The sequence below is a fragment of the Sphingobacterium sp. N143 genome (assembly GCF_030325625.1).
Taxonomy (GTDB): Bacteria; Bacteroidota; Bacteroidia; order Sphingobacteriales; family Sphingobacteriaceae; genus Sphingobacterium.
In genome coordinates, this window is the sequence record NZ_JACAIS010000003.1 from 387669 (window position 1) to 407539 (window position 19871).

The 19871-nt window shown below is 42.0% G+C and carries 12 protein-coding genes; 5 read left to right on the plus strand and 7 right to left on the minus strand.

Annotation, left to right across the window (positions count from 1 at the left end):
- Positions 1-66 precede the first annotated feature (66 nt).
- Positions 67-1281, minus strand: a complete 1215-nt coding sequence (locus tag HX021_RS07780) for a FecR family protein (protein ID WP_286589585.1) — start codon at positions 1279-1281, stop codon at positions 67-69.
- A 54-nt stretch (positions 1282-1335) separates the two neighbouring features.
- Complete coding sequence (locus HX021_RS07785; RefSeq protein WP_286589586.1) at positions 1336-1893, minus strand: RNA polymerase sigma factor; 558 nt, start codon at positions 1891-1893, stop codon at positions 1336-1338.
- Positions 1894-2679: 786 nt separating this feature from the next.
- On the opposite strand from HX021_RS07785, the gene HX021_RS07790 reads away from it, so the two are divergent.
- The 4 genes from HX021_RS07790 (at position 2680) to HX021_RS07805 (ending at position 9107) form a co-directional block, all read left to right on the plus strand.
- Positions 2680-5610: a SusC/RagA family TonB-linked outer membrane protein gene (locus tag HX021_RS07790; RefSeq protein ID WP_286589587.1), complete on the plus strand. Its 2931-nt coding sequence runs from the start codon at positions 2680-2682 to the stop codon at positions 5608-5610.
- A gap of 10 nt (positions 5611-5620) precedes the next feature.
- Entirely contained in the window at positions 5621-7216 is a 1596-nt protein-coding gene (locus HX021_RS07795; protein ID WP_286589588.1) for a RagB/SusD family nutrient uptake outer membrane protein, read from the plus strand.
- A gap of 229 nt (positions 7217-7445) precedes the next feature.
- Positions 7446-8390: a hypothetical protein gene (locus HX021_RS07800; protein ID WP_286589589.1), complete on the plus strand. Its 945-nt coding sequence runs from the start codon at positions 7446-7448 to the stop codon at positions 8388-8390.
- 183 nt (positions 8391-8573) lie between these two features.
- Positions 8574-9107, plus strand: coding sequence for a GNAT family N-acetyltransferase (locus tag HX021_RS07805; RefSeq protein WP_286589590.1), 534 nt, complete (start codon positions 8574-8576; stop codon positions 9105-9107).
- Between the two features lie 148 nt (positions 9108-9255).
- On the opposite strand, the gene HX021_RS07810 is transcribed toward HX021_RS07805, so the two are convergent.
- Entirely contained in the window at positions 9256-11649 is a 2394-nt protein-coding gene (locus tag HX021_RS07810) for a TonB-dependent siderophore receptor (protein ID WP_286589591.1), read from the minus strand.
- Positions 11650-11828: 179 nt separating this feature from the next.
- On the opposite strand from HX021_RS07810, the gene HX021_RS07815 reads away from it, so the two are divergent.
- Positions 11829-12359 (plus strand): NADPH-dependent FMN reductase, encoded by a 531-nt coding sequence (locus tag HX021_RS07815; protein ID WP_286589592.1) that lies wholly within the window; start codon positions 11829-11831, stop codon positions 12357-12359.
- A gap of 47 nt (positions 12360-12406) precedes the next feature.
- Here HX021_RS07815 and HX021_RS07820 read toward each other — a convergent pair whose 3' ends face one another.
- Genes HX021_RS07820 through HX021_RS07835 form a run of 4 tightly spaced genes read right to left on the minus strand, consistent with a single transcriptional unit; the run spans position 12407 to position 19866 of the window.
- Positions 12407-13561 (minus strand): TlpA disulfide reductase family protein, encoded by a 1155-nt coding sequence (locus tag HX021_RS07820; protein ID WP_286589593.1) that lies wholly within the window; start codon positions 13559-13561, stop codon positions 12407-12409.
- Positions 13562-13566: 5 nt separating this feature from the next.
- Positions 13567-14757: a thioredoxin family protein gene (locus HX021_RS07825; protein ID WP_286589594.1), complete on the minus strand. Its 1191-nt coding sequence runs from the start codon at positions 14755-14757 to the stop codon at positions 13567-13569.
- A 24-nt stretch (positions 14758-14781) separates the two neighbouring features.
- Positions 14782-16230, minus strand: a complete 1449-nt coding sequence (locus tag HX021_RS07830; RefSeq protein WP_286589595.1) for a RagB/SusD family nutrient uptake outer membrane protein — start codon at positions 16228-16230, stop codon at positions 14782-14784.
- Positions 16231-16242: 12 nt separating this feature from the next.
- Positions 16243-19866, minus strand: a complete 3624-nt coding sequence (locus HX021_RS07835) for a SusC/RagA family TonB-linked outer membrane protein (protein WP_286589596.1) — start codon at positions 19864-19866, stop codon at positions 16243-16245.
- Positions 19867-19871: the final 5 nt, after the last annotated feature.

A 19871-nucleotide genomic window follows, 5' to 3' on the forward strand; every position in this document is an offset into this window, starting at 1 on the left:
CAGCCAGGTCTTTTTAAAGACACCATTCAGGAGCGGTCGCAACGCTCCTGAACTCTTCTGGTAGGTTTATCTGTTCACATATATTCTCCTTCCTTTCAATTCAAAATGAATATCCCCAACGAGTTCAATCGTCTGGAGCAGTTGATTGATATCATCATATCTTGAAATAGTCCCCGAAAAGGCAAAGTTCTCGGGATGATAGTTAAACAAGACCTCCACATCATACCACCTACTGATCATTGCCATGACCTCATCAAGAGGAGTCTTATCAAACGCAAATTTTCCTTCTTTCCAGGCTGTGAAATAGTAAGGATCTACTGTTATTTTACGAGCCTTTTTATCAACCGCCTGAAAAATAGACTGTTCATCAGGTTGGAGATAGAGCTGTTGGCGTGATTTATCATTAAAGTTTAGTTTTACTTTTCCTTCAACCAATGTGGTCACAATGGCATGTCCATAATTTTGCAGATTGAAGGCCGTTCCTAAAACTTCCAGCTGTTGATCTCCTGTGTTCACAATAAACGGCACACGCTTACCTTGATAAAGCTGTTTGGCCACTTCAAAGTAAGCTTCCCCTTGCAATTGTATCTTTCTTTCATGGACATCAAAACGAATAGGGTAACGGAGTGTTGTAGCAGCATTTAACCAGATCTTGGTTCCATCAGCCAATTGAAGCTTATATTCTCCTCCCCGTGGTGTGATGATCGTATTATAGGCTATCTGTAAAGTTGAAGGTAAGCCTGCCTTGGTTCGATACGATATGGTCCCTTGGGCAGATTTCACAATTTCAAAAGATCCATTGTCAATTACAGTATCATTTTTTAACTGTTCCAGATCAATCCGTTCACCATTCTCTAAGACAATCTGTGCTTTTTCAGATCCTGGCAATACAGTGCTGTCAGTCTGAGTCATCGTTATTTTATCTACCGAGTGCTCAGCATCTGGGTGCTTGAACATAAAGAGCAAAGCGGCAACACCAAAAAATAAAAATAACGCTGCAATACCAACAGGTTTTAAAATTTTGATTATTGGATTTCTTTTTTCGGAAATGGTTACGAATTGTTCTTTTATCCTTTCATCACTTCTGATCTTATCAAAAAGAGAACGGCTGCCTACTACATCATGCGCTTCATTAATCACCCCCTCTTCGATCAACTGCTGCCATGCCTCCATAAAATCTGGATCATCCAAATAGGCTGCAAAATTTTGTTTTGTGCGTTCATCTAATGTTTTTGCCAAAAATTGACAGATGATAATTTTATATGCTTCTACTTTGGACATCGTTTTTTCCTGTGCGCTATACTATTATTCGCACAAGATCTGAGAATGGACTAGTCAAAACATATTTTTTAGGAAAAATAATAGCAAAAGCAAACTATCCAGCTTTAAACGTACAAAATGACAGGCTGCTACCAGATGATTTCGAACAGTATTTTTGGAAATACCGATTTCATCGGAAATTTCAGCATAACTTAATTCTTCGATTTTGCTTTTCCGAAAGACAAGTTGTTGTTGTGGGGGAAGCTGCTCCACAACAGACTTTAATAGCTGATCTAACTCTTTATGTGCGATTTGCTTTTCTAACTCGTCACTTAGCTCATCCCATTGGGAGGCTTGCGCCATCTGATACTGCTGTCTGCTGACTTCTTTTCGAAATAATGAGATTGCCATTCGTTTTGCAACCAGAAATAAAAATGGAAATATTGCGGCAGGGCATGGAATAGACTTTCGTTTGAGAAAAAGTTGCACAAAAACCTCCTGTATAACCTCTTCTGTATCTACATCGGAAGCACACACTCGCCTTACCTTACTATATATCAAAGGTTTGTAGAAGTCAAAAATCTTTCTAAAAATCTTTTCATCTCCCAATTTAAAACGGTCAAACTCATCCAAACTTAATGGAATTTCACTAAAATCCATGATTATTTTCCCTAGGTTACACTTGGTTCAAAGCAACAAAAATTATGTTAAATCTATATAAATGTAAAATTATTTCAAAATGAAATAATCATTATCTCCAATTATCCACAAATACATCTCTCCCCTGGCGGCACTTCCAAACAAAAAAATCCGTAAAAAAGAGAGTGTGTCAAAAATACAAAGGAGACCTATGCTAGATATTTCTCAATAATTAAATAAAATAACTACAACAATCCGTAAAACGCAATTTTTTCTGCTGAGCAAGTGATATGTTAGTGAACATATTGATCATTCGGTTAAAAATAGTAGGGACTTTATACGAACTTAATAGGGACTTCATAGGGACCTCATTCGGATGAACACCTATAAAGTACGTATTATATACGAATAAAATCCTATTTATATACGTATTAGAATAAAATTTACTCAGAAGAAATACAGAAGAAGTTCCGATCCATACTCATCTTTCCCTAAACCATTGGGCGTATCCATGCATATATTATCACTTTCGATAATATTCGTTTGTTACAACTACATTCAAACAAAACGTAACTTATTTGATACTTAATACATAAATAAATCTACTAAAACTATTAAAAAAGCCACAAAAATTCATTAAATAATACTTACCACACTTCAAATTAAAATTTAAAAAATAACAGATAACAATTTAGTAACATAAAAAAATTAAATAATAACAAAATGAAATATAATTTTATAGTTTTATAAAACTAATCGATAATAAATCAAACAAAAAGTATGAAAAGACCTATTATGGCTGCTTTGTTAATGGCTTCTATGATCAGTCCACTTTATGCCCAACAATCAATCAAGGGCAAAGTGCGCGATACTAAGGGAAACCTATTGACATCTGTCAGCATTTTACTCAAGGGAAGTAATTCCGGCACCACAACTGATACGCACGGTGAATTTCAACTTTCGCTTCCCAATGGCAACAAAGGCACGCTAATCTTTAGTGCCATCGGCTTTAAACAGCTGGAAGTGCCCATCAATAACCGCACAGAAATCAATGTGGTCATGGACACCGATGAGGTAGGGCTTGATGAGGTAGTCGTTGTCGGATTTTCTGAAGTAGATAAAAAGCACGTCGCCTCTTCAGTATCACAAATGGATATGGAAAAAATTAAAAACCGTCCAATCTATAAGATGCAGGATGCTTTTTCAGGTACCATTCCGGGGGTGACCATGATGCGGGGCAGTAGCCTACCGGGCAGTGTTCCCGGCACGATTTCCATCCGCGGTATCAGTACGCTTCAGAATGCAGATCCACTTGTCATCGCCGATGGTATGGAGCAGAGTATCCATGATATAGACCCCAATCAGGTTAAAAGTATCACCGTATTAAAAGATGCGGCTTCAGCCTCTATGTATGGTTCACGTGGGGCTAACGGTGTTATTATCATCGAAACTGAACGTGGGCAAACGGGCCAGTTCAAGGTTTTCACCAACAATTGGTACGCCATCAACAAACCGATAGATTTACCCGAATTTGTGAATGCTGTTGATTTCATGAAACTCCGCAATGAAACCTTGATTCAACAGGGGCAACCGGCTATCTATCCCGAAGAAACCATCAACAAGTTTGCCTCGGGCGAAATTAAACCAGTCAACTGGCTAGACGAAGTTATGGAAAGGACATCCACGGCAATCAACAACAATGCCAGCATATCTGGCGGCGGTGGTGTCGGCACCTTCAATCTGATGCTCGGCCATATCAAAGAAAACGGTCTTAATGCCATTGAGGGTACCCAAAAATTCTCCGCACGGTTCAACACGAATATCAACATTGCAGATAAATTTGTGCTAATGGCTGATTTCTATGCGCATCGCCTGCAGGTAAACCGCTTAATGGCTAACGATGATGGTCATGGCCTCTATAAACTGGCTTGGCGCATGAATCCAACACAGCAGATTTTCTATGATTCGGACCTGCCCGAGCATTATATTCTGCACAACAATATCAATCCCATTGCATCCATCAAACGAGGCGGCAAGAAAAACAACATGTATGACCGGAGCACGATCAACCTCCGACCCAAATATAACATCAACAGCAACCTCAACATTGAAGGGAATGTGTCTTACATGATCAATAAATCTGCCAATAAACACGAACGGCTCACCTATAAATTTTTTGATGAAAAAGGAGCGCCGGTTACCATTTGGGGAAATGATGTTGATGCTTCTCAAGGAGTCAGTGAAAGCCAGCTAACAGCCCGGGCACTCATCAATTTCAATAAGGATTTACGACAGGACAAAGACAAAATTTACTTAACAGCAGGGTCGGAGATCATGAACTACACGTATACCGATTTTAGGGAGATCAGTAAGGCTTCTTTCTTTGGAAAGCTCAACTATTCTTTTGACAACCGTTATATCCTCGAACTGACTGGACGTTCGGATGGGAGCAGCAAATTTGCCCCTGGCCACCGTTGGGGCTTCTTCCCTTCTGGTGCATTGGCCTGGAACATGCACAATGAAAAATTTTTCAAAAATATCCTGGAGTCCAAACTGATCAACAACGTTAAGATCCGTGCTTCCTACGGTCTCATCGGTAATGAAAATGTTGCCCCTTATCTCTGGGAGGAATCAGTCAATACCTGGGGCTGGACAATACGTGTCCCTAACCCTAATTTCTCCTGGGAAAAGCAAAAACAATGGAACATCGGTATGGATATCAATGCGTTCCGGAACAGATTATCTTTTACGGCAGAAGTCTACCATAAAAATTCATATGACCTCATCTATGATGAATTCGCCGTACCTCCACTTACCGGCTCCAATAGCCTGGTATCGGCCGTGAATATCGGGGCGGTCGAAAATAAGGGCTGGGAACTTTCGGCCAGCTGGTCCGATAAGAAGGGTGATTTTTCATATACCATCGGGGGAATGCTCTTTGACAACCGCAACCGCATGCTCAAAGCAGGATACAATGAAGGGGATAGATTAATTTTTAAAGGTGACAATAACCGTATTTGGTATAAAGGGATTCCAATAAACAATTATTATGGATTCCGGTCGGATGGATATTTTCAAACACAAGAAGAAGTGGATGCTACTCTTGCCAAAATGCCAAACTCGAGACCAGGCGATATTCGCTATGTGGATCAGAATCAGGATGGCATCATCAATGATGATGACCGTACTTATCTGGCAGACCCGCTTCCACATTACAACTATGCCATCAATTTAGATTTACGTTATAAGCGATGGGATTTTTCGGCACTTGGTCAGGGGATCGGCAAACGTACTGGCCGATTGATCGGCCAGGAAGCTTTTCCTGTCTTTGTGGATGGCAACAGCAATGATCTGGGCGCACCACGTGTCGAATATGTTGCCAACCATTGGAGCCCAGACAATCCCAACAGCCGCTTTCCCCGTCTTTGGACAGGCCCTAGTCCCAATACTCTGCTCAGTGATACCTGGTTGAGCAACGCTGCTTTTTTCCGGATAAAATCGCTCCAGCTTGGTTACACCTTCCCCACACTGGGCAAGAGTGTCAAAAATTTCCGCATTTACGTGAATGCCCAGGATGTGTTCACCTTCACGAAATGGGAAGGCCTGGATCCCGAAAGAATCGACGTGGACAGCCCTGGTACCAATGATGGTAATGGCTACTACCCTCGCATGGCAACCTACAGTTTTGGACTGAGTGCAAGTATTTTTTAAATCAAAAACAATGAAAAAGAAAATTATCACCCTTATAATCGCCCTGGCAACCTTGTCCAGTTGCGAAAAATTTCTCGACAAACGTGACCCCACAGCCACTTCTTTTGATGAATTCTTCAATACCGAAGAAGATTTGCGCCGTGTGGTCTACAGTAGCTATCTGGATGCCTTTATGGGCCCTGGCGAACGCAGGCTGTTGTTCTATATGATGGATGGCCGTACGGACAACGCTTATGCCCGCATCGAAACAGACCACCATATGGTTATCGCCAATGGCAATATGACCAGCAACTCACCTTTGGCTATTTATTATTGGGCACTCTACAATAAACATGTAGGAAGGATCAACACTTACCTGGCCAACATTGATATTCCTTATGTCGAAAATGAATCGACCCGTCAAAAATATAAGGCCATCCTCGAAGGGTTGCGCATCTGGCATTACTTTAGGATTACGGAACTATGGGCCAATGTCCCGTTTGTGCTGGAACCCGTTTCCCTGGCAGATGCAACACCCCCCGTTACCCCAAAAGCTGAAATTCTCGACAAGCTCTTTACAATGAGTGAGGATGTGGCGAAAAGATTGCCTGAGGACGAAGGCACAACCAATGCCTATATGTTCAACAGATATTCATTCAAGACCTTGGTGATGCGCTATGCCCTCTACAATGGGCGTTACGAGCTGGCTGCCCGCCTTGCCAAGGAAATCATGGAAAGTGGTAAATACCAACTGCACCCGGCATATGCTGATCTCTTTAATTACAAAGCTGATAAAACCAACAAAGAGTTTATCATCAAATTTGACATGGAGAGCCACAACAATTCGGCAACAGCTTCTTTTGAACACCTTGCTCCCCAGTACAAAACCGGAAAAGGACAATCGTATGTCGTGCCGCTTAAATCCTTGGTCGACAGTTACTGGACCCTTCAGGGACGGCCAATCGACAAATGTCCATTGCACAGCAAACAGGAATATGAACTGGATCCTAAACTAAACCGGGATCCCCGATATGCGGCCAGTATATTTGGTCAAGGAGACTTATTTAACAAGGAACAAATCGATATTTACGATTCAAAAAGTGTCTTTTATTATCAGAATCTGCGCAGCAGCAGGTCGGGATACTGGTTCAAGAAGTTTGTGGATGAGGCCGATGCCTTCCGTACCGGTGGGAATATGCACTTTCCTTTAGCCCGTTACGCGGAGGTCTTACTCACCTATGCGGAAGCAAAAATCATGTTGAATGATATCGATGATCTTGCAAAGGACTGCATCAACCAGGTCCGTAAACGTGCGGGTCTGGACATGGGTATTGCTGATGTCACCTTAACCGCAAAATCGCAGCAAGAATGGACTGACCTCATCCGCAATGAACGAAGGACAGAATTTGCTGGAGAGGGTTTGCGCTATAGTGATATCCTACGCTGGAAAACAGCTGAGGCAGTACTCAATCAGCCTGCACTCGGTCACATGAAACTGAACAGTAACGGAAAATCTGAAGTTCTCAAGATTGAAGACCGGAAATTCCTAAAGCACCAATACCTGTGGCCATTTCATGAAAGCAGCTTCCAGGTGGAACCTAACTTAACCCAAAATCCAGGTTATTAACCGGATCCAGGTAAAGCCGGAATGACCTATGCACATGACGGTTAGCGCTCATTCTTATGCCCGTTGTACCATTGCGGCACATGCAATTCCGGTACAACGGGCATTCGTCCTTTAGTCTCAACAGAGGTCATCCCAGCAGGAACTTGTCAATTTTATTGTGGGCTGAGTTAGCTTTTAAGTGGGGAAAAAGAATTAGTTTTGGACAGGCATTTATACAAGTATGAAGAGGATGAAACTTTTATTGATATTTACAGCTGTGCTCTGCTTTCTAAATTCTTTTTCTCAGGAGCAGTTATATTACTTTACCAATAGCGACAGCACAGGTGTTGGCGTCCGTACAGCCTCTGGCAGCATCATTGTCCCGCTCCAATTTTCAACAATCGGGGCCTATGATTTTGACCATCCGATCACCACCCCTTTTATCGAGATGTACTGTTCAGCACAGGATACCAGTATCAATCCCATGAATCCCAATCAACCATCGGGGCGTGTCTACGACAGAACTGGAAAATTTTTATATACACCATTTTTATATGATAATGGGCCAGACTACTGGCACGAAGGTATACGCCGCTATGTGCAGCAAGGTAAAGTGGGCTATGTTGATTTGAACAATAACAGGCTGACTGATCCAAAAGTGGGCTTTGCGGATTTTTTCAATTACGGTTACGCTTCCTTCTATGAAGGGGCTGTTAACAAAGTCTATAATAAAGGGGGAGAGCATTGGACCGTTTCTCCTGCAAATGATTCAGGCCGAACATACCTGATCAATAGAGATGGTGTGGAAGTTCAGGGCAGCAAAAAGCCCTCTTCAGCCAAAGACTACTATTATGAAGGACTTTATTACCCTTACCCATTTCACAATACAACGCAGGAACGGGCACTTATCGAGCGATTAAACCAATCTGCCGAAATCCATCAAATAGACAGTTACTTATTTTCGAATCATGAGAAAGCAGATGAACCTGATCATATTCAGTTTGAAATTGTAACAAAACCATCTGTTTATATGCCATATTATACGATACAGGGTTATAAGCGCCAACGTGCCGATGACAACTGGGTGCTAGAGGCTACAGCGGATGGTCAATATTTTTATATTCAAAACAAAGTGCGTATTCCTCTTGATCAATGGATCAGAAAACAGTTGGTACAAGCCAATAAATCAAGGTAGGAATAGGCTATTTTCTTCGGTATTCTTTTCATGGGCCTATTCATAAAGTTGTGTTTTATCTCAAAATACGATGTTTTTGTCTCGAAATCAGCGATAGCATCTTGTTATTAAAAAAGTATTTGTAAATTCGAAACAGGCACTACTCTTAAGTGCTTATTTGGCCAAATATGAAATTTAGAGAAGATGAAAGACTTTCCAAAGCTAGAAACAGAACGGCTGATCCTATCAGCAGTGACCTCAGAAGATATCCCACAGATCGTCATGTACCTTCAGGATAAAGTATTTTCCGATTTCACCTCAAATATCCCCTATCCCTACCGAAAGGAAGATGCGGAATATTGGTTAAAACTTTCGAGGGAGGCTTTTGAAAACCATAAAGGTTTCACATTCGCCATTCGGAGCAAAGACGGAAAATTGATGGGGGCCATAGGACTCCATGACGAAGGCTCCGACAGAGCCGAACTGGGGTACTGGCTTGGTATCCCGCACTGGAATAAGGGTTATGTCACAGAAGCCGCAAAAGCGGTCATCGATTTTGGATTCAGAACGCTGAAATTTAATAAAATCTTTGCCACTTACTTCCCGCATAATCCAGCTTCGGGAAAAGTCATGGAGAAAATAGGAATGGAAAAGGAGGCCGTCTTAAAGCAGCACTTAAAAAAAGATGGTAAATATTATGATATTCCACTGTATTCCATTTTTAGGGCATCGCTTTGATTACCGATCCCACAAGACGCTCTGCCGCCACAGTTTGGACCATCCAGTGAAATAAAAAAGTCTTCGTAGAAATCATGGTCAATTCGGCATTATTTCAGTCTTCGGCTGGTTGAATTCGAAGACTGAAATAAAAAAACAGGATACTGGTCTAGAATCTGTAGCCCAAGGAAAGGCGATAATTACGTGGCGCCTCTGTCTGCCAGGAATATACCGGTGCAGTAAAATAACCACCATTGGCTTTATCGGCATAATAGGAACCTCCTGCCAACAAGTATCGGTCGGCCAGATTCATCACATTGAGTGTTACCGAAAATTTATCCTTATGATAAGCCAAACCAGCATCAAAACGAACATAATCTTCAATATTCCGTTCGGGAAACTCTGCCGAGTAAAATGCGGTGGAGCGATCCAGATATGCTGTCATTCCGGTGCGAAAGCTCAGCCCCGACAACTGTCCCTGTAATAGGGTATAATCGAGCCAAAGATTGGCAATATGTTTATCCGCCCCATCCAGACGTTGGCCGACAAATAGTCCTTCTACCCCATCATTGATCTTGGTAATCTTTCCATCGGTATAGGCATAATTGGCCACAGCGGTAAAACCATGAAAAATTTCTCCCTTGAGATCAAACTCGATACCTCTTACTTTCTTCTGTCCTATTTCAACACTCATTTCGGGCTTGGGGCCATAGGAGGTAATTTCATTGTTCTTAATGATCTGATATGCGCTCACCGAAGTACTCAAGCGACCTGAAAACCAGTCTCTTTTCAAACCAAGTTCCATCATGTCACCAGTAATGGGTTTTACCGTATTCCCATCAAATAAAAGTCCATTCTGGGGGATAAAGGACTGGTCATATAGCGCATAGGCCGATGTAGCCTGATCGATTGCATAAGAAAGGCCGACACGTGGCGTTACTTTCTTGCTCACCACGGGTTCACCGCCCCAGCTTGCTACAGACATATTCGTAAATCTGCCGGCCAAAGTCAGGCATAATGTATTGTCTAAAAATCCCAATTCGTCCTGGATATAGACGGATGAATACTGGGTTTTCATCACGCCCCCCCCAGCCAGCGCCCGACTACGCAATGGTTGGGACCGATCGAACTGCTGGTAGCCGAAATCGGGTGAATACACCGGAGCTTTGGGATCAAAGGCACCTCCAAGAGAATCCAGGACTATCGATTGGTTCCAGTCGGCATAATAGTTCTTATTGCCTAGATCCAGTCCGGCAAGTATGCTATGATTGACCTTGCCCGTCTTTACCTGTCCGTTGACAAATATCTGTCCCAGGACCATATCACTCTGCGCATCCCAGATATCGCTTTTACGAATCACTTTTCCATCGGGTAAAATATCGCTGGGCCAGCTGCTCGCTCCTGTCTGGTTATAGGTAAAATAGGCCCCCTGACCAGTTAATTTCCAATTCGGGGCCAACTCATGCTCGATGGTTATAAAGGTAGAATGGTCGTTGACATGGAGCGGATCCAGTCCTTCCGCAGACATGGTTGTATGACGGTCAAGCGATTTATACCCAAAGGGTGACATCACATATGCCGATCCAATATCAGACATGTTGGCCCGCTGATAAGTATATTCAAATGTGGCCTTCGTACCTGCGTCAAGTTGATAGGACAATACTGGGGCAATCACCAACCGCTGATTTTTTTCAAAAGGTCTAAATGATCCTTTGGTATCTCCGGCTATATTCAGACGATATAATAACTTCTTATCCTTTGAGAGTTGTCCATCAAGATCCAAAGAAGTCCTGTAGCTCGCAAAACTTCCCATTGAAAAGTTAACTTCACCTTTGGTTTCGCCGCTGGGTTTCTTTGTTACCACATTATAAATACCGGCCGGATCACCACTGGACATCATAAAGCCAGCAGGTCCTTTGACAAATTCCACCCGCTCAACAACGGACATATCTTCAGAAAGCGGACTCCAAAAGGAAGTTACCACATTCATTCCGTTTCTAAAGGCCTGTATTTGTGATCCCCGCATATGGATATTAACATACATGTCATTCCAATGCGTTAGTCTGCTCACACCACTCACATTACGAATCAATCCATCTGAAAGATTAAATACCTGCTGTTTAGCGAGTAAATCTGAATTAACGACCTGCACATTCTGTGCTAAATTAAGAATAGGTGTCTGCACGCGTAAACTTGTGGAAAGTTCCTTTTCATTGACATGACGCAGGCCTTCTACCTGGGCTTCCTCTAGTTGATGATGGTCTACCTCAAGGATAACATCCTTCTGTATCGTTTGGTTGGCTCCTAAAACCAAGGTATCTAAACTAGATCTCAGTCCAATATGAGAGGTTTTAAGAATGTATTGACCAGGTTTCAGCCGGTCAAAACTAAACTGTCCATTGGACTTTGATCTTGTCTTTAAGCTGTCATTGAGAATGAGGGTAATGTTGGATATGCCTTTGTGGTCGGCAGTAAGCAATCTTCCCTGGATGGAAGACTGGGCGTAGGCTCCTATTGATACCCCTACCAAAGGGAAGAGGATCAATATTGATCTATTTTTCATACGATGGTTGTTAATTTAATTTAGATCAAATATAAATAACAAATCAATATAGTCAAGTATTTCTTGCTATTTTTTATTGTTCATCATGAGGGAGCAATAACTGGGTGACTTGTACTGCGTATTTTTTTTGTCTAAAAAATACCTAAATTTAGGCTACTGACAACCACAAAAGATAAAACATGAAAATTTTCGCATTTGCAGGAAGCAATTCTTCCACTTCCATCAACAAGCAATTGGTCAAATTTGTCCTGAGAAGTTTTAATGATCATGAAATCGATCTCATTGACCTGAATGATTATACCATGCCTGTTTTTTCAGTTGATTTAGAAAAAAATGGGTTTCCACAGGAGGCGCATCGTTTTCTGGAACACATTGCTGAAAGTGATGTTATCATCTGTTCGCTCGCTGAAAATAACCGTTCTTATAGTGTCGCCTTTAAAAATGTTTTTGACTGGGCATCAAGAATTAATGTGAAGGTATTTCAGGATAAACCGATGTTATTGATGACCACTTCACCAGGTGGCTATGGTGGCGGCAATGTTATGGCTGAAGCGCAGAAGTTCTTTCCACAGTTTGGTGCAATCATCAAAGAAACATTCTCCCTACCTAAGTTTTATGAGAATTTTGACCTGAATAACGGTGTAATCAATCCTGAATATAGCCAGGTCCTTGATGAAAAAATAGCTAGCTTTAAAAAGCAGCTGGCGTAACTGTACGATAGCTAAAAGGGGCAATATGATCTGCCCCTTTATTATATTTATTTTTTAATTAATTCTGCCAGTTTAGCATTCAGCTGCTTACCCTTTAGATTAACACCAATAATTTTTCCTTCTGGTGATATCAGGTAATTTTGGGGGATAGCCTGAATACCGTACAGTTGAGCGGCTTTACTTTGCCATCCATTGAGGTCAGATACCTGTGGCCAAGTCAAGCCATCCTGATCAATGGCTTTGATCCAGTTATCTTTCTTACCCGGTTTGTCCAGTGACACACCCAATATTTCAAATGACTGCCCCTTAAATTCTTTATAAACTTCAATCAAATGTGGATTTTCTGCCCGACAAGGTGCGCACCAGGATGCCCAAAAATCCAACAATAGGTATTTTCCCCGAAAATCAGATAATTTCAATGCTTTTCCATCCGGTGTCAACTGTTCAAAATCTGGAGCTGGCTGGCCTATTCCCAATTTTTTAGCTAATTGAATCTCATCTTGCAACGTTTTGCCAATAGCTGTTCCCCTTAAATCGGGTGACAGCTTCAGAAATATGGGTTCAATTGCACTGAGCTCATCGCCATAACGTGCAATTTCACGTAAGGACAACAGGCTAAAATAATTATCTGGATTTTGTGCGGCAAAAGAGCGCTGTGCATCGTTTCGCAAGGCCTCTACCCTATCGATCTCGGCAGCTATTTGTTTCAGTGCCTGTGTATCTTGGCTCTTCGCTTCATATAAATCAGCCCGTTTGGATTGCTGTATACTCAATTGTCTATCATAGGGACGCAGATAATCCTGGTATTTCTGATAAGCAACCTGTAATTTCCCCGCTTTTACCTGTGAGGATTCAAAAGGAATTTTGACCTCAATCTCCGTATCCGCTTCCAAAGGGTCCACATAGAACGTAAGGCGCTCCAGTGGTCCGGCCTTCCTGTTGAAAAAAGAAATACCTTCTTTGGAGTAAAACAGCATTACCTGTGTTGGTTCAGCAATTTTCCCTTTATATCGTATCTGTCCAGCGCTTAGATCCAAGGAATCAAAAGTCAACTTGCTGTCCACCATATACCGAACAAAGATTTTGGCTTTTGCAGGAAAGGGGCTTCCTTTAATATTGAATTGAAAATCATGGTCCTGCCCTATAGCAGTTCCGGCAATCCCCAACGCCAGGTATATGCATGTGAATATTTTTTTTATCATGATCATTATAATGATTTGGCACGAGCAAGAGTCGCATCTGCCAGTTTAATAATTTTTGAAGTTTCCAGTTCCGCCAGTCCCCGGGCAGCCTCAGCAGCTTGGATGGCTTCCTTCTTTTTCTTTAAAGCAATACAGATATCAGCCAGGGTACCCTGATTGGAATAGCTCGCAGAATTTAATTCTGCTGCTTGTTTGGCCAGTACATAACATTGTTTTAAGATAACAGAATTTGCTGGGGTTCCCTTTGTATTTGCATTGCGACGGGCAATGAAACTCAGTCTTTCATCTTCATCTTTTAATAATCCTTTTCGCAGATCATCCGTGATGGCCACAAATTCGTTCTCCGTACCATGTGCGGCTACCCATTCCACTTTATAGAGGGCGGCCTCAACTTTTTGCTGTGCATCGTCTAATCCCTCAAAATAGGCAACTCCAGCCTTAAATTCTTCTGCCTTATTATCACGGATATAGCCATACATTGCATATTGCAGGAGTTGTCTCTCTTTGTTTGCAAATTCAGCTGGTACAGCTATACTTTTAAAATATGCTTTATTGGATGTAAAAAACTTGCCATAACGATCTTCTAAGCTCCTAGCCATCATTTTGATGGTTTCCCATCCATTTGGGCTCCGCAAAAAATCATCGGTAGCGACACTATCCAAGGCTTTTTTTGCAGCATCTGCAGCCTTACCATCGGTCTGTTCCATTACTTTGATGTACCGCAACAGAAAATTGGATTCCCGCATACCTTGGGCATATTGCCGACGCAAATTAGGGATCTGATAGTTGGGATCATTGGCCTGCTTGGCCTGTTTTAGGAACAGATCCGCTTCCATCCGGGAATGCGTCCTGTAGATCAATGTCCCCTGTCCGTCTAAAAATAGATAAGTGGGGTAACTGCTGATCTGATAATGCTTGGCAATAGCTATTCCTTCCCCTACTTCACAGTCAAATTTGGTATTAATAAAGGTACTGTTAAAGTAAGCTGCAATTTCGGGCTGTGAAAAGACGTTGCTTTCCATCCATTTACAAGGGGCACACCAAGAGGTAAAACCATCTAAGAAAATCAATTTATTTTCTTTCTTGGCCAATTCTTTGGCTTGGGTAAAGGTCACTTTCTGAAACTGGATGTGCTCCTGTGCCAGTATTATCACAGACTGCACAAGGGCCATTGATGTCAATATTATCTTTTTCATATTGTTTTTTCGTTAAGGTGTTAACTACCGTTGATACTGTGGAATTTCGGGGTTCAAGGAAAGTACCTTTGGTGGAATGGGAAGGATCATCCGTGGATCCGTGGACTCCATTTCAAATACTTTTCCGTCTAAGGGATGTTGAATTGATTTCTTGAAATGGTCCGCAATGGCCAGGCGTTTCAGATCGATCAGTCGGTCAGAGGCCATAAAAGGCATTTCACGACGTCTTTCATCCAGTATAACCTGTAACAGGGCTTTGGGATCAGCTGCCGTGAGCACTTTATTATTTTCTATCCGGCTATCCCGCAGGGTATTTAAAAAGTTTAAAGCTTCGGCTGTATTTCCAATACGGGCGGCTGCTTCGGCGGCAATCAAAAATAACTCTGGGGTATTGAACCCCGTACTGAAATCTACATAGGGAGCAAAAAGCACACGGCCTGGAAATTTAACCACATTAGGGCCGAAAGATGCCTGATCACGGCAGAAAAATAATTCGTAACGTTTGTCAATAGCACCTGTTGGCAGATCCTTTGCATAGGTGGCAATCAGGTCTTTGGAAGCATAGAATTCGCCATTTTGAGTACCTAATGAACTTGTCCCCAATCGTGACCATACGGCTTCAATATTTGTTCTTGAATCAGGGAACTCTTCATTTTCATCCGTTTTTAAACATACTCGCCCCCAGGTAGTCTTATCTTTATTGGTATATAGATTATAGTCTAACAAATTGTTGTTCAAAGCAAGGGCCTGCTTAGCGTTTTCCAGAGCTTCCTTGTACTTACCTTGATAGAGGTATACCCTGCTCAAAAAAGAAAATCCAACGGAGCGTACCGCTTGAAACTTATTGGTTTGTGTCGTCGATAAATTAGGAAGTGCATCGTTGAGGTCGTTAAGTACCTGATCATAGATAGCCTGAACAGATACCCGTTCGTACTGTTGATTAATGTCCTCTTTCAGTACCAGGGGTACCCCTAGATCTTTGGAGGCACTGTTGGGATTGTAGTGAGCAGCATAGATATTGACCAAGCTCAGGTATTCAAACGCACGGCCAATCTTGGCTTCCGCCCAGATTCTTTTTTTCTCTGCCTCTGTGCCATCAGAAGCCGTTAATACATTATTGATGATGACATTATAGGTAAAGATGTGGCTATACGCGCTTTCCCAATAGGGATCATACTGGCCATCTTCAAATATAGCGCCATGTGCAAAGCTATAAAGCTGTTTCTTTACATAATCGTAATAATCATAACTTGCTGCAGACTGCACATCTTCAGGGTCTCCTGACTGTAAATTATCCGTAAGATAATTTGGATACAGTGCGGAAGCGCGCACTAAGGCTTGATCATTTAATAATAAACGATAATCATTTAGGTTTTCGGGAATTGTAAATCCTTTTGGTTTTATATCTAGATACTTACTACAGCTTCCTAAAGCCAGTAGACCAAATAGCAATCCTATATATATTTTTTTCATGGTATTTTCTTTTTAAAATCCTACAGATACTCCTAAATTGTAAACTACGGGTGCCAATACACCTCTATTGGGGCTTGTTACCGTACTATAGCCTACCCAAACCTCTGGGTCGAGATTATCTTTGTTGGCGGCCCATCTCCAGGCATTCAGCACCTGAGCGGTCAAGCGTATATAGCTCAGTTTGGTTGGCGCAATCCATTTACCTGGGAAATTATAGGACAGGGAGATGTCCCTTAATTTGATATAATCTGCTTTTTGGACAAATTTATGTGCTGCGTTGTAGATATCGGAAACATTGATAGAAGCAGCCGAAATAAAAGCCGGAGCAAGATCGGGATTACTTTCATCACCTGGGTTCTTCCAATAATCCAACCACAGTTTGTCAAAATTACTGTTATAGTTCAGTTCAGCATATTTGCTCAAAAACTCTGGGTGCACCCCGCGCATGACATGTCCACCATTGAAAATAAACATAAATGATAAGGTGAGATCTTTATACCGGAAGCCATTTCTAAAGGAAACGTTATATGGCGGTATGGTCGTTCCCTCGTAGATTAAATCATCGACTGTAAGTTGCTGCGTACTTTCTACCAGACTTCCATCGGCTTTTCTAGCCAAGGGCCTGCCCTGCTCATTCAGACCAGCGTAGTCTATACTATACAAACTTCCCATGGGAATGCCCACCCTGTTTTGTGGGGCATAATAGTAATAATAAGGCGTGTTTTGTTCAACAAATAGACTGGTGATCTTATTTTTATTATAACTAAAGTTTAAGGTACTGTTCCAACTGAAATCCTGCTGTTGGATAATTTTACCATTCAGTCCCAGTTCAATCCCCCGATTCTGCATATCACCATAATTCAGCAGGACCATGTCCCAGCCCAATGTGGGGTCCAATGGCGTATTTCCCAAAAGATCCGTCGTCTTTTTGTTATAGACATCGATGCTCGCAGACAGCCTATTTTTAAAGAGGGAGAAATCAAGCCCGACATTGAATACATTTGTCCGTTCCCAACGCAACAAAGGATTAGGTGGCGAATCGATATAGGCTTGCATTTCACCGTTAAAATAATTGAGGCTATTACTAACTCTTGAAATCAGGTAAGGTCCATTATCTTTGGGGACATTACCGTTGACACCATAGGTCATCCGAAGAGACCAGCGGTCTAATGGTTCCCAGTTAATTTTTGGCAAATGATACAATGCCCCCACCGACCAAAGAGGTTTGTATTGGTTCTTGATATCCGTACCGAACAGATTGGACTGGTCCATACGTATACTACCGCTCAAAGTCAACTTTTGGTCGTAGGTATAGGATCCATTGGCATAAAAAGAAACAAATCTATCAACTAAATCACTAAAACCACGCTCTCGTTTCGACAAGATATAGCTATTGAAAAGTGCCTGAGTATTTTGAATTGGGATACCGAACAACTCTTCATTAATACCTTTATAAACTAAACTATTTTCATCATAACCGTATTTATAAATATCAGTAAACCGATTATTAATCTGCCTGCGTTCAGCCCCGGCAATCGCTACAATTTCATGCTTATCATGAAAAGTATTCTGATAGTTGAACTGCCCCCTTAAGGTATAACTATTGACATCATCCCTTCGTTCTTGAAATTGTCCTCCTTGAGGAACATTCCGTTTTATTACCCCAGCTTCATCAATCTGCGTGGCATCGTTGACCATGGCCGTAACCACTTGCGCATTCTTTCTATTTAAAGTACCATTATAGCCCTCAGTCCGCTCAGTCTGATAGGAAAGGTCAAAGTCCAATCCTTTAATGAGTTTAAAATTGGCGGCAAAATTTAAATTGAGGTATTTGTTATAAAACTTCTCATGGATGGCCGACACCTGATCCAGGGGAATATATGTTTCATCCTCAAGTCCTAAAGCATTTAGGCGATCTATTTCAAACTGAGATTTTGAGCCATACCATTGAGCCGCCGAGCCATCTTCGTTACGTAACAGATAGTAGGAAGCCTTTCCGCCAATATAATTGTCGTAAAAATTAAAACCGATATCCCCTTCCCTGGATTGATTTTTCCCCAGGACATTTGCCCTCAGGTTAAACCAGTCTGTAAACTTAAAATTGTTCTTCAAACTGAAACCTATCTCTTTATTGGTCGCTCTTCCTTTATTATAATCTCCTGGCTGTGTATAATTAAGTGAATAGTGGTAGGTATAACGATCCGATCCTCCGGAAACGGCCAGATTATGCTGCTGGTCAAACCTGGTGGTATGCAGGAATTCGTCCATTTCACTATAACGGTCCCTATTGCGGTAAACATCCAACCGCTTCTCCATTTCGGCTTCGGATATCACGCCTCCCTTGTGGTCATACAAGATCCGATAGACATCATTCATGGCCTTTCGAGGATCAATGGCAGCATAATCACCTGATCTATAGTTGAACATTTCCTTCTGAAAGTCGACCAATTCAGCACTGCTCATCTGATTGAGATACTGTCGGCTTGGGAGCCCTCTAAAAGAGAGTGTGTTGCTGTAGTCTATTTTGGTTTTCCCCGCAGTACCAATCTTTGTGGTAATGACAATCACACCATTGGAGGAGCGCACTCCATAAATTGATGCTGCTGATGCATCTTTTAATACCGTTATAGAAGCTATATCGTTGGGATTGATAGCGGTCAGATCACCTTCGTATGGCATCCCATCCACAACAATCAATGGCGCTGCTTGCGCATTGATTGTAGAGCGTCCACGGATCTCAATACCTAGATTATTCTTATTATTTTGAGGGCTGGATGCATTACGAACTAAGCTCAGTCCGGGTAACAATCCGTCAACACGGTCTAATAAGTTGGGCTGTAAACGTCCTTCCATATCTTTGGCGGTGACTTGTGCGATGGAACCCGCCGCTCTTTCCTTGCTTATTTTCTGATATCCCGTATTGACCGTGACATTGACTTCTTGCAGCTGTGCGTCAACTGCATGCATGGTAATTGTACCCAGATCGGATTTGACCGGAAGGGAAATCGCTGAAAATCCTACCATTGTGATTTCCAGAAAGTGTTTTGAGCTAACGCCGTTGAGTTCAAAATACCCATTGTGATCTGTGATGGTCCCTTGTGGTACTCCTTTTATGCGAACGGTTGCCCCCTGCAACGGTCGCTGATGATCATCAACAACAAATCCTTTTACAGGCATTCTCTGATTCGATACTATATTGTTGCCAGAAAATGCATCCCTTGTTCCTGTTTTTTCACGAACGACAATAATCTTGCCTTTGATTTCAAAGTCAAGATTCAGGTTTCCCAGCAGTTTTTCAAGTGCTCTCCCTAATGATCCATTTTCGACATTCAGATTGACCTTGGTATCCGGATCGATGGTCGTTGCAGCCCACACATATGAATAACCTGTCTGCTTATTGATCGTGGAAAATACCTTCCTCAACGAAACAGATTTTTCATGGATAGATACATTTTGTCCATAGGTTTTAGCCCCAACATGGAGCAGACAACAGGACATCATAATGGTTGTTAGCGATATACGCATAATGTTCCCCCTCCAATGTGACCGTCCCCAGAAATCCGGGCGTTCACTGTTTTTCATAATTTCTGTCTGTCCGTGTAGGGCACGACAAACTTCTGCATAATTTTTATACATTTGTT

Bases quoted from the DNA above. Each gene is read 5' to 3' on its own strand.
- HX021_RS07780 (WP_286589585.1), bottom strand. From the start codon at position 1,281: ATGTCCAAAGTAGAAGCATATAAAATTATCATCTGTCAATTTTTGGCA.
- HX021_RS07790 (WP_286589587.1), top strand. From the start codon at position 2,680: ATGAAAAGACCTATTATGGCTGCTTTGTTAATGGCTTCTATGATCAGT.
- HX021_RS07795 (WP_286589588.1), top strand. From the start codon at position 5,621: ATGAAAAAGAAAATTATCACCCTTATAATCGCCCTGGCAACCTTGTCC.
- HX021_RS07800 (WP_286589589.1), top strand. From the start codon at position 7,446: ATGAAACTTTTATTGATATTTACAGCTGTGCTCTGCTTTCTAAATTCT.
- HX021_RS07805 (WP_286589590.1), top strand. From the start codon at position 8,574: ATGAAAGACTTTCCAAAGCTAGAAACAGAACGGCTGATCCTATCAGCA.
- HX021_RS07810 (WP_286589591.1), bottom strand. From the start codon at position 11,649: ATGAAAAATAGATCAATATTGATCCTCTTCCCTTTGGTAGGGGTATCA.
- HX021_RS07815 (WP_286589592.1), top strand. From the start codon at position 11,829: ATGAAAATTTTCGCATTTGCAGGAAGCAATTCTTCCACTTCCATCAAC.
- HX021_RS07820 (WP_286589593.1), bottom strand. From the start codon at position 13,561: ATGATAAAAAAAATATTCACATGCATATACCTGGCGTTGGGGATTGCC.
- HX021_RS07825 (WP_286589594.1), bottom strand. From the start codon at position 14,757: ATGAAAAAGATAATATTGACATCAATGGCCCTTGTGCAGTCTGTGATA.
- HX021_RS07830 (WP_286589595.1), bottom strand. From the start codon at position 16,230: ATGAAAAAAATATATATAGGATTGCTATTTGGTCTACTGGCTTTAGGA.
- HX021_RS07835 (WP_286589596.1), bottom strand. From the start codon at position 19,866: ATGTATAAAAATTATGCAGAAGTTTGTCGTGCCCTACACGGACAGACA.